The 11,934-nt window shown below is 65.9% G+C and carries 13 protein-coding genes; 5 read left to right on the forward strand and 8 right to left on the reverse strand.

Annotated elements, in window-relative coordinates; genetic code table 11:
* Window positions 1-2: 2 nt before the first annotated feature.
* The 5 genes from OG225_RS30295 to OG225_RS30315 form a co-directional block, all read right to left on the reverse strand.
* A complete protein-coding gene (locus tag OG225_RS30295; protein WP_405178336.1) occupies window positions 3-1,433 on the reverse strand; it encodes an MCE family protein in 1,431 nt (476 codons plus the stop codon).
* 10 nt (window positions 1,434-1,443) lie between these two features.
* On the reverse strand, window positions 1,444-2,307 hold the full coding sequence (locus OG225_RS30300) for an ABC transporter permease (RefSeq protein ID WP_405178337.1): 864 nt from the start codon (window positions 2,305-2,307) through the stop codon (window positions 1,444-1,446).
* A gap of 1 nt (window position 2,308) precedes the next feature.
* Window positions 2,309-3,163: an MlaE family ABC transporter permease gene (locus OG225_RS30305; protein WP_405178338.1), complete on the reverse strand. Its 855-nt coding sequence runs from the start codon at window positions 3,161-3,163 to the stop codon at window positions 2,309-2,311.
* 292 nt (window positions 3,164-3,455) lie between these two features.
* On the reverse strand, window positions 3,456-3,644 hold the full coding sequence (locus OG225_RS30310) for a hypothetical protein (RefSeq protein ID WP_405178339.1): 189 nt from the start codon (window positions 3,642-3,644) through the stop codon (window positions 3,456-3,458).
* Window positions 3,644-3,868, reverse strand: coding sequence for a hypothetical protein (locus OG225_RS30315; RefSeq protein ID WP_405178340.1), 225 nt, complete (start codon window positions 3,866-3,868; stop codon window positions 3,644-3,646). Before OG225_RS30315 ends, OG225_RS30310 begins: the two co-directional genes overlap by 1 nt.
* Before the next feature lie 582 nt (window positions 3,869-4,450).
* Here OG225_RS30315 and OG225_RS30320 point away from each other — a divergent pair.
* Both OG225_RS30320 and OG225_RS30325 read left to right on the forward strand, forming a co-directional pair.
* Window positions 4,451-4,720, forward strand: coding sequence for a hypothetical protein (locus OG225_RS30320; protein WP_405178341.1), 270 nt, complete (start codon window positions 4,451-4,453; stop codon window positions 4,718-4,720).
* Window positions 4,717-5,625, forward strand: a complete 909-nt coding sequence (locus tag OG225_RS30325) for an oxygenase MpaB family protein (RefSeq protein ID WP_405178342.1) — start codon at window positions 4,717-4,719, stop codon at window positions 5,623-5,625. Before OG225_RS30320 ends, OG225_RS30325 begins: the two co-directional genes overlap by 4 nt.
* 66 nt (window positions 5,626-5,691) lie before the next feature.
* Here OG225_RS30325 and OG225_RS30330 read toward each other — a convergent pair whose 3' ends face one another.
* Both OG225_RS30330 and OG225_RS30335 read right to left on the reverse strand, forming a co-directional pair.
* Window positions 5,692-6,489: a hypothetical protein gene (locus tag OG225_RS30330; RefSeq protein ID WP_405178343.1), complete on the reverse strand. Its 798-nt coding sequence runs from the start codon at window positions 6,487-6,489 to the stop codon at window positions 5,692-5,694.
* Window positions 6,490-6,663: 174 nt separating this feature from the next.
* Complete coding sequence (locus tag OG225_RS30335; protein WP_405178344.1) at window positions 6,664-7,413, reverse strand: SDR family oxidoreductase; 750 nt, start codon at window positions 7,411-7,413, stop codon at window positions 6,664-6,666.
* A gap of 180 nt (window positions 7,414-7,593) precedes the next feature.
* Here OG225_RS30335 and OG225_RS30340 point away from each other — a divergent pair, with 180 nt between their 5' ends.
* Both OG225_RS30340 and OG225_RS30345 read left to right on the forward strand, forming a co-directional pair.
* On the forward strand, window positions 7,594-8,286 hold the full coding sequence (locus OG225_RS30340) for a type 1 glutamine amidotransferase domain-containing protein (RefSeq protein ID WP_405178345.1): 693 nt from the start codon (window positions 7,594-7,596) through the stop codon (window positions 8,284-8,286).
* Between the two features lie 816 nt (window positions 8,287-9,102).
* The gene (locus OG225_RS30345; RefSeq protein WP_405178346.1) at window positions 9,103-9,558 is read left to right on the forward strand and encodes a hypothetical protein; all 456 of its coding nucleotides are present in this window, start codon (window positions 9,103-9,105) and stop codon (window positions 9,556-9,558) included.
* A 155-nt stretch (window positions 9,559-9,713) separates the two neighbouring features.
* Here OG225_RS30345 and OG225_RS30350 read toward each other — a convergent pair whose 3' ends face one another.
* Window positions 9,714-9,980 (reverse strand): hypothetical protein, encoded by a 267-nt coding sequence (locus OG225_RS30350; RefSeq protein WP_216908258.1) that lies wholly within the window; start codon window positions 9,978-9,980, stop codon window positions 9,714-9,716.
* A 451-nt stretch (window positions 9,981-10,431) separates the two neighbouring features.
* Here OG225_RS30350 and OG225_RS30355 point away from each other — a divergent pair, with 451 nt between their 5' ends.
* On the forward strand, window positions 10,432-11,814 hold the full coding sequence (locus OG225_RS30355) for a helix-turn-helix domain-containing protein (protein WP_405178347.1): 1,383 nt from the start codon (window positions 10,432-10,434) through the stop codon (window positions 11,812-11,814).
* Window positions 11,815-11,934 lie beyond the last annotated feature (120 nt).

Genomic DNA, 11,934 nt, shown 5'->3' on the forward strand with positions numbered 1-11,934 from the left:
CGTCAGTTACCCCCTTCCTCGGTGTCGTACACGGTGACGGTTCCGCCCGCGATCAGCGGCGTGATCAGCAGTAACTGCGCGGCCGTCGGCGGACCGCCGACCACGGCGGCGACGCCTGCGTATCCGCGTCCGGAGGCGATCGGCCGGGCGTCCGGCGTCGCGCCGGTGTTGTTCGAGGCGGGCGCGGTGATTCCGGGAATCGCCGGAATACCGGGGATGCCGGGAAGACCGGGGATCGCGGGAGTTCCGGCGGTCCCGGTGCCGAGCGCCCCCTGCGGGCCCGGCACGATCGAGATCGGCGCGGGACCGGCGGCGTCGAGCCGGCGCGGCAGCATCTGGGGCGGATACACCTGCGCCGGAGCGACTTCGGGGATCGTGGGACCGCCGCAGCGCGGCCCGTACATATCGCCGTAGCGCGGGCAGTCCGCGGCGGTGTACTGCTGGAACGGCGTGAGGCTCACATCCATCGCCCACACCATCTGGCGTTTCGGACCGAAGGTGAAGACCGAGCCGAGTTTGCCCAGCGTCGCGTTGAGGTTGCTCACGGTGAACGGGATCGCGTCCGGGTCGGGGGCGAGGTCGCCGAAGACCTGATCGAGGCCGGGCACGAGTTCCTTCGCGGCATTCGGATTGGCCGCGAAGAGCGCGTTCACCGAGTCGATGGTGCTGCTCGCGTTCGCCAGCAGGGCGATCAGATTGTCGCGGCGTTCGGTGAGCGTGCGCGCCACCGTCACCGATTCGGTCAGCACGCCCACCAATTCGGGCGCGGACTTGCTCAATTCGGTGGTGGCGCGACCCAGGTCGCCGAGCAGATTCCCGATGCCGGGTGTCCCGTGGATCTGGGTCAGCCAGAGGTCGAGACGTTCGACGGTGGAACCGGGGGCGCGCGCACCGGGCTCGAGCGCCGCCGCCAGCGTCGCCAGCACCCGGCCGAGTTTCTCCGGCTGGATATTGTCGAGAACGTCGCGCAGCACGGTGAGGGTGGTCTGCAACTGCATGGCGCCCGCGCCGGTGTCCTCGGGAATGACCGCGCCCGCCGACAGCTTCGCGCCGCCCGATCCGCTGTCGACCAGTTCGATCGCGGTGACGCCGAACAGGTTGTTGGGTACCACCCGCGCCTTCACTCCGGCCGGAATCGTGTGGGCCACATCGGGTTTCAAGCCGACGTCGGCGCGCTGGCGCAACCCCTTCCCGACCACCTCCACCTGTTCGACGGAACCGACGACCATGCCGCGGAATTTCACGTCGGCGTGGGAGGGTAGGCCGTCACCGGTGCTGGTGAGTTCGACCGTCACCGGCACCTTCTTCTCGAAATATCCGTTGTAGCGCAGCACGAGCAGTCCCGCCGCGACGGCGACGGCGACGATCATGGCGATGCCGGCCATGGTGAGCTGACGGGCCGTCGGGCCGCGTCCGCTTGGATCGAGCAACATTCGCGCCCCCCTATCCCGAGATCCGGAATCCGGGGTCGATGCCCCAGATAGCGAGGGTCATGAACAGATTGGTGAAAACCATGACGACGATGACCATCTTGATCGCGCGGCCCGCCGCCACCCCGACCCCTTCGGGGCCGCCGGTCGCGATGTAGCCGTAGTAGCACTGGATGAAGGTCGCGAGCAGTGTGAAGACCGCGACCTTGAGCAGGGAATAGAAGACGTCGGGGCCGATGAGGAATTGGAAGAAGTAGTGGTCGTAGGTGCCCGCCGAGGTGCCGCCGAGGAACAGCACCGACAGTTTCGTGGCAAGGTAGGCGGTGGCCAGGCCGACCGTGTACAGCGGGATGATGGTCAGTGTCGACGCGATCATCCTGGTGGTGACCAGGTACGGCAGCGGGCGGATGGCGATGGATTCGAGTGCGTCGATCTCCTCGGAGATCCGCATCGAGCCGAGTTGCGCGGTGAAACGGCAGCCCGCCTGGATGGCGAAGGCGAGAGTGGCCAGGATGGGCGCCAATTCCCTCGTGGTGGCGAAACCGGAGATGGCGCCGGTCAGCGGGCCCATCGTGAGCAGGTTCAGCGCCGAGTACGACTCCATGCCGACCGTGATGCCGCCGAAGGCGCACAGGATGATGACGACACCGACCGTGCCGCCGCCGACCACCAGCGATCCGTTACCCCAGCCGACGTCGGCGGTGAGCCGCAGCACCTCTTTGCGATAGTGCCGCATCGCCAGCGGAATCGCGGCCACCGCTTGGAAGAACGTGATGACCTGATGCCCGATGCGCTGATTCACCTGATACGGCACCGCGACCGCCGTGCCGACCGCGCGGAACGGTTTCAGCGCGGGTGGGGTGTATCGCGAGCCCACCTCAGATGACCTTCGTCGGGAACAGCGTGTTGTACAGCTGCGTCAGGATGATGTTGGTCGCGAACAGCATCAGCGCCGAGGTGACCACGGCCGAGTTGACCGCGTTCGCGACACCGCCGGGTCCACCCTTGGCGTGTAATCCGATGTCGCAAGCGATGATCGCGGTCAGCGCGCCGAATACCGCCGCCTTCACCAGGGCGATGCTGAGATCGTTGGCCACCGCGAAGGAGGAGAACGAGCTGATGAACGAGCCGGGCGTCCCGGACTGGGCGTAGACGTTGAACATGTAGGCGGTCGCGAATCCGACGAAGACGACGAAACCGCACAGCAGCATGCTGACCAGCACCGCCGCCAGCAGTCTCGGTGCGACGAGCCGCCGCACCGGGTCGACGCCCATGACCATCATCGCGTCGATCTCCTCGCGAATGGTGCGTGAGCCGAGGTCGGCGCAGATCGCCGAGCCGACCGCGCCCGCGATCATCAACGAGGTGACCAGCGGTGCCCCTTGGCGGATGATCCCGAGGCCGGCGACCGCGCCGATGAAGGTGGTCGCGCCGACCTGATTCACCAAGGCGCCCACCTGGATCGACACCACGACCGCGATGGGGATGGCGACGAACACCGTCGGCGCGGCCGAGACGCTCGCCATGAACGCGCACTGCTTGATGAACTCGTGGTAGGGGAACTGGCGCGCGAAGAGGGCACGGAACAGCTCGATCACCGCGTCGCGGCCGAGCATCACTTGACGGCCGAGGGTTTCGAGCGAGCGCTGTGGATGCCGCTGCCACAGCCCTCTCAGGTCCTGTACCGCCGATTCCAGATCGCTCTGTCTCGGAGGTCTTTCGGTGGTGGTCACTGGTGCCCGAGTCCTTTCCCGGCTGTCCGTCGCTCACTCGCCGACCGATGTTCAGGTCTCCCCAGGCGAGGCGCGGAGCGTGTGCAGTGTCGCATGGATTCGACGTGAGACACAACACAGATGTGAATATAAATTCTCCGTATGAATGTCCGCCGGTACGCGACCTTGTCGAGCCATGTAAGCGTAATTCGCCAGTACTGCCGCATAATTCGGGGCAGCACTCATCGAATCGGTGACGGAATATGCCTCTTAAGTTTCCGTCTGATACTTCAGGTAATTGCGTTGTCCCGGACTAGGCCTGCTCGCTGAGCCGTTGTTCCAGCAGCACCAGGAGGTAGCCGAGGACACCGACGCCCGCCACGAGGGTGCTCAGCACCGCGAGCCACAGTCCGTAGCGCAGGACCGGATTCACCTTCGTCCGCCCACCGAGGATCTCGAGACCGATCACCAGGATGTCGATGAGCCACACCAGCGCCATCATCAGGTCATGCACACATTCGAGAAGGTGAGCACCGGCCAGCACACGATGGAACCGAGGAAGGACATGACGACGTCGAGTCCGTGAATATCTTTCAGATGCGCGGTGTGCGTCAACGTCCAGATGAGACCGATCAGCCCATAAGGGATTCCGAGGATGATCAGGGTCCCGACGAACTCGGAGACCTTCATCTCGTAGCTGAATATTCGATCCAGCTTCTCGAGCATGTACGTGCGTCCTTTCCCGTGCCGGAACGAGTACCGAGGCGCCCCTGCCTCGACCCCGAGGGGATCGTCGCGACGCTGGAGCGAGCCCCACCGCGTGACCACCCGTCCGGTATGCGCCCATATGTTACGCACGATTCTCGAGTAAGCGGAAGCCCTACGAGTGAATCCACCTCGCACTACCCGGATCTTCACGCGAAAAGACCGCGTCAGCCCATCTCGCGGGGTCTCTATGTTGCCATCAGTTCCGACAGCTGAGCGGGGGCGGACAGCGGGAATCCGTCAGGGACCGGACGACATCCGCGCCCCCGTCGCACGCGAGGAAGCCCCGCGGAGTTGCCACCTATTCGATCACGAACCGGCCGATCTGCCGATAACTACGCGCGAATCCGTCCCGCGCGGACACCTCGAGATACTCGAGGCATTCGGTGTCTCATAATCCCCGTTTACGGCGCATTTATCGGGCGGCCACGACCTCACCGAACCCCCGGATCGAATCCGGAACAAGCTCGCGAACTGATGAGAATATGCAGTAACATATTGCTGATGGGGCCGACCCCGCGCCACCCGTCCGCCGGAGGTTCGATGACGTTTCACACGGTGCCGCACACCGCGGATATCGGGGTGCGCCGGATCCTCCGGAGTCCGGGTTCGGAGGCGGGCAGCGGAACCGATGCTCACCGGCTTGTCGATGAACGAAAAATGAAGGTGCTCAACGGAATTCTCGGTACGGAAATGACAGTGTTCGAATTCCTCGGCTGTCTGTTCCTCACCGCGGTTCTCGTCGCCACCGCACGGACCGTCACGACGCTGTGCGTTCGTGCCGTCCGCAGCATCACGAAAGGAATGGCATGACCGCCGCCGCTCAGCCGAGAGATCACCGGGACACCACCGCCCCGAACGCGGGCCGGACCCGCATTCACATCAGCACCGCGCATCGCCCGCTCACCAAGCGGCCGCTGAAACTGTCCGACGCGTTGGACTTCTGGTCCTTCGCGGGCGCGGCGGCCAATGTGGCGATGCAGATGGCGCGGCCAGGCGTCGGCTACGGGGTGGCCGAGAGCAAGGTCGAATCCGGATCCCTGATGAAACATCCGTGGAAGCGGGCCCGCACCACCACGCAGTACCTGGCCGTGGCCATCCTCGGGACGGACGAGGAGCGTACGGCCTATCGCGAGGCCGTGAACGCGGTGCACCGGCACGTGCGCTCGCAGCCGGGCGCTCCGGTGAAGTACAACGCGTTCGACCGCGATCTCCAGATGTGGGTCGCCGCATGCCTCTACATCGGCTTCGAGGACACCTACCAACTGCTCCAGGGACGGATGAGCGAGGAGCAGGCCGAGGCCTTCTACGCGTCGTCGTCCACCCTCGGCACGACCCTCCAGGTCACCGAGGAGATGTGGCCCGCCACCCGCAAGGATTTCGACGAGTACTGGAACAAGGCCTGCGAGCAGGCGGTCCTGGACGACTACGTGCGTTCCTACGTCGATGATCTGCTCAATCTGCGAATGATCCACTGGTATCTACGGCTGCCGTTCCGGAAACTGTTGCAATTCCTCACGATCGGCTTCCTCGCGCCGCATTTCCGCGAGCAGATGCAGCTGAAATGGTCCGCGGCCGATCAGCGCCGTTTCGAGCACCTGTTCGTTTTCGTCGGATTCGTCAACCGCTTCATTCCGCGTCCGCTGCGCCACGGCGGCAGCCACGCGCTGATGGCCGATCTACGGATTCGTCTGCGCAGGCAGAAGCAGTTGGTCTGAGGAAACGGCTCGGCCCGCCCGAAGGTTCGAAAACCCTCGGGCGGGCCGGTGCGCTGTTCGGTCGGGTCAGCCTTCGACCGTCTCGTCCATCACCTGATCGGCGGGAGCCGCGGTAGCCGGAGCGGCTTCGAGTGCGCGCGGCGGGGCGGCGAGAGCGGCGGTCATGCCGACACCCGCGCCGATGCCCGCGCCGATCGCCGCGAGCGGGGCCGCCATCAGGCCGAAGCCGTAGGCAGCGCCGAGCGGAGCGGCGGCGAGACCGATCGGGGCGAACGGCAGACCGATGGCCAGCCCGATGCCGCCGCCGACGCCCGCGCCGATGAGGGCGAACGGACTCGCGAACGCGGCGCCCGCCGTGGCGCCGATCGCGGCGGAGCCGATGGTCTGGCTCGCGACCCGATCGGAGCGCGTGCGTTCCATACCGACCGAGTCGAGGAACGTGGCGAGATTCGCCTCGGCCTGTGCCGACCCGTCGTTGATCTGGATGGCCTGTTCCCTCGGCAGCCATTCCGGCGATTCGACCTGGACATCACCGAAGCGCAGCATGCCCGGCGGCGGCGCGATCGGCGGCACCGGCGCGACCGTGACGGGTGCGTGCAGGGCTTCCAGCGGGGCCAGGTACTCGCCCTTCGGGATCGGGCGCGCCCACTGCAACGACGTCAACGTGTCTTCGGGAATCCGAGTGCCCTGGTACGGGCGCACGTTGGGCACGTCGGCGGCAGGCCACTGCGGCGCCTCGTCCGCCACCGCGTCGGCGATCGCCGCGTCGCTCCGGCTCACGGGGACGAACTGCTCGGGCTCGGCATTCGCGGTACCGGTGCCCACCAGGGTCAGGACAACGGGGACCGCGCCCGCCACGACCATGGACCCTATTTTCTGTCGACGCGGGCTGGTCGCCCTGTGCTTGCCGGTGCCCATCTAACGCCTTTCATCCTGAAAGAACTTGTCGTTTCGCATTCGGACCCGCGGGGACCACGGATTGCCGGACACGCGAAGACAACCGCGAAAATATGCGGCCACCAGGTCTTTCAGAATTGTTCAGCCGACTTGATTGTCACCCTCGGCCACGCCGACGCGCGCGCCGAGGAACTCGCGAACCGCGTCGACGGCGAGCACCGCGCTCTCCGCGGCGGCTTCCATGGTCGACGGCAGGCCGGTGCGGGTCCAATCCCCCGCGAGGAACAGTCCGTCGATCGGCGTGCGCTGCGACAGGGGTGTGTCCACGAATCCGGCGGCGATGAGGTTCACCCGCACGGGCGCGAGCTCCAGGGCGAGAGCCGCCGTGAACGGAGGCAGCGCGGAGGTGGCCGCCGAGACGATTCCGGCACTCTTGGATATGCGCCGTCCACCGGTGCCACCCATGAAAACCAACGAAACCCGGTCGTTCAGCTTGTTCGCCGCGTGGCGCGCCACCGCGAGATAGGTGGCCACATGACCGCTGAGAACCTCGCGCACCTGGGCCGAATCCATTTCCAGCAGCGGCGCGTAGCGGGGCCCACCCGCGGTGACCATGACGTGGTCGATCTTCGCGGGCAGCTCACCGAAGAAGCCCGCCAGCGCGTCGTCGTCGGTGACATCGAACGCGGCGGCGCGTTGAGCTCCGACGTCGGCGGCGGCGCGCGTCAACCGGTCGGGATCGCGGCCGGTGAGCACCACTTCCGCGCCTTCGGCACGCGCCCGCCTGGCTGTCTCCAACCCGATGCCCGCACTACCGCCGATCAGGACGACCGTGCGGCCGACCAGTTCCGATCCCGGCCGGCCCGCTGCCGCGGTGGTCATATCGCTCATGGCATCTCCGTGGGTGTCGAGTGCGGCCCACAGCTTACTTTTGGCAAATTGAATTCGCATCGGGAAATTCACGCATTGCCGTATGTATCGACACCGCTTTACAGTGGACGGCGACCCGGGTCGCCCGGAGATCGGTATTGCTCGCCTACGGCCTCACCACCGGCAAGGGAGTACGCAGTCATGGCCACAGCTCTCTTCGTGATGACCGGCGCGGCGTATTGGACGTTGAAAGACGGCACCCGACACCCGACCGGCTACTGGGCCGAGGAATTCGCCGCGCCCTACAGCGCCCTCACCGGGGCCGACCACGATATCGTCGTCGCCACCCCCGGCGGAGTGATACCGCACGTCGACTCGATGAGCCTGCGGCCGTCGATGGCAGGCGGTGAGCGGATCGCTCTCGATCTGGAGGAAGTCCTACGCACCGCGGAGGAGTTGCGCCGACCGATCGAATTGGCCGCCGCTCGGCTCGCGGACTACGACGCCGTGTACTACCCCGGCGGCCACGGCCCCATGGAAGACCTGTGGAAGGACGCCGATTCCGGGAGGCTACTGACCGCCGCCCTCGCCTCGGGCAAACCACTCGCAATCGTGTGTCACGCGCCGGTGGCCATCCTGGCGACCAGACGCAACGGAGTGTCACCCTTCACCGGCTACCGCATGACGGCCTACACCAACGACGAGGAAGACGCCGTCGGGCTGCGTGAGAAGGCATTCTGGACCGTCGAGGACGGACTGGTCGAACTCGGCGTCGACTTCACCCGCGGGGAGACCTGGAAGCCCTACACCGTCGTCGACCGCAACCTGTTCACCGGCCAGAACCCCGCCTCGGCCGGGCCGCTCGCCCAAAGAATTCTCGAAGTCCTCGGGTAGCCCGTCCGCCTGCCTGCGCCCGCACGATTACCGAACCCGCGGCGGGCGGCGTTCCGTCCTCGCGGTTCGCCCCCTGGGCGACGTGCGCCGCTTCTTCTTACCGACCGGCACGGCGAAGACGACGGCTACCACGGTTGCTCCGGCACCGACGATGGTCCCGCCGACAGCCCTGTCCCCGAGGTCTCCCGAGTTCCGCCGCCGCATCTCGTCCACCATGTTCGCTCAGCGACAAGATCAGGAGCGGCGCATGAACGCCATTGTGTAGTAGACGCTCTCGATATTGCGTTCGACCACGCTGACCAGCTCCCATCCCTGGGATTCGAGCATCTCGATGCCGTTGACCAGGTGGACGACCGGCTCGAAGATCGCGCGCTGGTAGTCGGCCGCGCCGAAGATGAAGCCGCCGGTCAGGGGGTCTGGGGCGAGCTCAGGACCAGGTTCCGGCGCGGATAGGACCTCAGGTCCACGACGCCGTTCAGGACGGCGTACACATCGAAAACCGGTCCGGGCACGGGGGGATTCATGTCCCCATCGTCGCGCACGGGTGTCGTATCCGGTCCCGCGCGACTGTGGGTCCGCGCACGCGGATGCCCCACGGCCCGATGCGATCGGCCATCGAAGTGGGCCATCCTGCAATAACTTTCGCAGATCGGTCGCGATGTCTGCCAGTTGACAAAATCTCCGACGACAGCGATGGTGGTCGCTGATACGGGGTGGTCGCGGGGCGACGGCCTGGCTGATTCGAGCGGGGGTTCGATGTCATTTCCCATGACGAGAAGATGACTTCGGGCCACAAAGATGATGAATGGAAAATCGATGGCGCAAACTTCCGTGCCGGGTTATTCGACAACTCACGCTCTCGAATTCGGCCGCGTCAAGATCTTCGCGCTCGTCGCCGCGACTTCGATCATGATGAGTTGCACGTCGGAGAACACGGACGAACCCGCACTGAATCCGGTGCATTCGAGTTCGACGACCGGTCCAGTGGCGGGAAGATGCGTCGAACTGCCCGTTGCGGAGTACCGCAGTGCGGTGGACAAGCGAGTTACCGCAGACATGTCGAAGCTCGCGCTGCCGGATGGCACCTGTTTCTTCGGGGTCGGCACGGTCGATCTGCCGGACCGACCGGGGAAGATCTCGATTCGCATCGATCTCACGGTTCCGGCGTCGAACGGTCCGGAAGATCTCAGGTCGGTGGCCACCGACATCGCGCATATGCTGAAACGCACTGAACTCGCGGAGCGTACGGCCGTCGTCATGGTTACCAACTAGGGTTTCACGAAGCCGAAGTATCGGGCTCTCCTGAGCGATGAGAACTTCGACGTCCACCCGTGGAACGGGACTCCGTCGCGTGGCGCCGAGCTGGCGATGTGGACCGTCGTGGACCGGAAATAGCCTCTTCCACCCCGCGAACCCGGGCGATCGGCTCATAGGGAGTAGCGGTCGGCGCGGGCGTCGGGCACGATGCGTCCCGCTTCGACGAGGGCGCGGAACGCGGCGGCTTTGCGGGAGCAGTCGTCGGCGCGGCATCCGCAATGTGATTGCATCACGGTATGTGCTTGTTCGATGCTGAAAGGCGCTGCCGGTGAGTCGTGTTCGCGGGAGCCTTGGGTGCGGTCGAGCCAACTGCCGACCACACCCGCCACGGCGACGAGCAGGCCGCATCCGAGCAGGATCGACCAGAGCGATCCCATGGGTTCAGTGGCCGGCGGCTTGCCGGGAACAGAAGGCCGACGCTGTTAGGTACTGGTGGCAGACGGCGCCGTGGCCCGCGTGCACCGAGAGGATGAATCGGGCACGGTCGTAGTCGAGGGATAATGGTTCCTGTGTGCAGTCACGGCTCTGAATCAGCCACAGTTCCCTGATATCCGAGTTCGGTACGTCCATCGTTCACCTCCGGGGTTCGTGTGCATCCGGCACCGGAAAGCGTCCCCGGATACCGCGCTCGAAGCGGCTGGATCGGACCGCTTCGGGACCGTGCGCCGGTAATTTTCCGGAGAGCGGACGCCTTCGAAAGGTCTGGGCACAACCCGGTGCCGGATGCACTTCCAGAGTGCGCGTTGCGATTCGGTGCATAACAGACCCGAAGACGGTAAATGCGAGTAATTTCCGATTGAACCAGCCTGGTGTAAGGAAGCAGGACCTATGCTCGAGATCGACTGGACGGGCGAGGACGTGATGGCCCTTCGCGCGGCGATGAGGCGAAGTCGCTACGAGTTCGCACGCTTGGTGGGCGTTACCCCGCGCACCGTGGTCTTGTGGGAGAAGGGCCGGACAACCCGGATGCATGCCGCAAGCCGGCGGCTACTCGACCGGGTGCTGTCCGAATCCGATTCAGTTGTCGTCGCCCGATTCGAACGGGCGATCTCGGCGGGCCACGACGCGGCCAGTGAAACCGGAGACGCGAGCTCGGTGCTCGTGCCGAACACCAAGCTCGGTAGGGATAACGCGCTGGAACACACGGCGATCCGTGCGGCGCCGATCGGGCTCGACAAGGAAGTCGAGGAAGACGACGTGAGACGTCGAGAGTTGCTGGCCTGCATCGGCGCGGGCCTGGCCGGCCAAGCGGCAGACCTCGTGGCGAACGAACCCGAGAAAATGCTGGCCACCCTGGACGCGGGTTCCATCAGCGAGCGCAGGCTCGGGTTGCTGGAAGAGGCCGCCGACACCCTCGGCAGCCAGGTGGTCCAGGTGCCGCCGCACGAATTGCTGCACACCACGCTGGAACAATTCCGCACCGTTCGCGGATGTCTCGCCGAAAGGCAGGCCACATTCCATCAGATTCGGCTGGTCCGCACCGCGGGACGGCTGGCGAATGTCGTCGGCGAAATACTCTTCAACGAAGGTCATTTCGGCCGGGCGCGGAACTGGTACACGACCGCGATCCACGCGGCGCAGGATATCGGCGATCGCTATTCCGAGGATATCGCCCTCGCGGGCCTGGCCTATCTGCCCACCTACAGCGACAAGCCGCGGGAAGTGCTGGATCTGCTCACGCCGCGACTGTCCGAGAACCCGCGTACGGGTGCGGCGGCGGCCTGGTTGTGGGGTATGGCGGCGCGCGCGCACGCCGATCTCGGTGACGGTGACCAATTCGCGTACTGCATCGATCGATCGAGCGCGGCGCTCGACGGTCTGTCGAGCGCGGACCTGCCGGTCGGCATCTTCTCGTTCCGACCCGAGAAACTCGCCTTCTATCGGGCTATCGGCTATGCCAGGCTCGGACGTCCGGACGAGACGGCGGCCGCCGCCGCGCACGCGATCTCACTCTACGATCCGCGCGAGACGATGGAACCCGCGCTGGTCCGGTTCGAGCACGCCGCGGCGCTGCTCGGCTCGGGCGAGGTGGAGCAGGCGTGCGCGGTCGCGACCGCGGCCATCACCGACGGCCACACTTACGTGGGGCTGACGGTGACAAAACGCGCGAAACAGTTCGATTCCACCCTGTCCCGGTGGCAGGGGCGCGCGGTCTCGGACTGGCGTCAGCAGGCCCATCCGGTCATCGAATCGGCGCACGCCCGGGCCTGAGCCCGGCACGCCGGGGCGGGACGCACCGGCCGGCAAGGGGGTTTTCACCGGTGCGTCCCGCGCATTCAGGTGGCTGGTGGGCTCATGGGCTCGTCGCGACGATGAGCCCTCCCGGGCCCC

The organism is Nocardia sp. NBC_01377 (assembly GCF_045040005.1).
Classification (GTDB): domain Bacteria; phylum Actinomycetota; class Actinomycetes; order Mycobacteriales; family Mycobacteriaceae; genus Nocardia; species Nocardia noduli.

Bases quoted from the DNA above. Each gene is read 5' to 3' on its own strand.
- OG225_RS30295 (WP_405178336.1), bottom strand. From the start codon at position 1,433: ATGTTGCTCGATCCAAGCGGACGCGGCCCGACGGCCCGTCAGCTCACC.
- OG225_RS30310 (WP_405178339.1), bottom strand. From the start codon at position 3,644: ATGATGGCGCTGGTGTGGCTCATCGACATCCTGGTGATCGGTCTCGAG.
- OG225_RS30315 (WP_405178340.1), bottom strand. From the start codon at position 3,868: ATGCTCGAGAAGCTGGATCGAATATTCAGCTACGAGATGAAGGTCTCC.
- OG225_RS30320 (WP_405178341.1), top strand. From the start codon at position 4,451: ATGACGTTTCACACGGTGCCGCACACCGCGGATATCGGGGTGCGCCGG.
- OG225_RS30325 (WP_405178342.1), top strand. From the start codon at position 4,717: ATGACCGCCGCCGCTCAGCCGAGAGATCACCGGGACACCACCGCCCCG.
- OG225_RS30330 (WP_405178343.1), bottom strand. From the start codon at position 6,489: ATGGTCGTGGCGGGCGCGGTCCCCGTTGTCCTGACCCTGGTGGGCACC.
- OG225_RS30335 (WP_405178344.1), bottom strand. From the start codon at position 7,413: ATGAGCGATATGACCACCGCGGCAGCGGGCCGGCCGGGATCGGAACTG.
- OG225_RS30340 (WP_405178345.1), top strand. From the start codon at position 7,594: ATGGCCACAGCTCTCTTCGTGATGACCGGCGCGGCGTATTGGACGTTG.
- OG225_RS30345 (WP_405178346.1), top strand. From the start codon at position 9,103: ATGGCGCAAACTTCCGTGCCGGGTTATTCGACAACTCACGCTCTCGAA.
- OG225_RS30350 (WP_216908258.1), bottom strand. From the start codon at position 9,980: ATGGGATCGCTCTGGTCGATCCTGCTCGGATGCGGCCTGCTCGTCGCC.
- OG225_RS30355 (WP_405178347.1), top strand. From the start codon at position 10,432: ATGCTCGAGATCGACTGGACGGGCGAGGACGTGATGGCCCTTCGCGCG.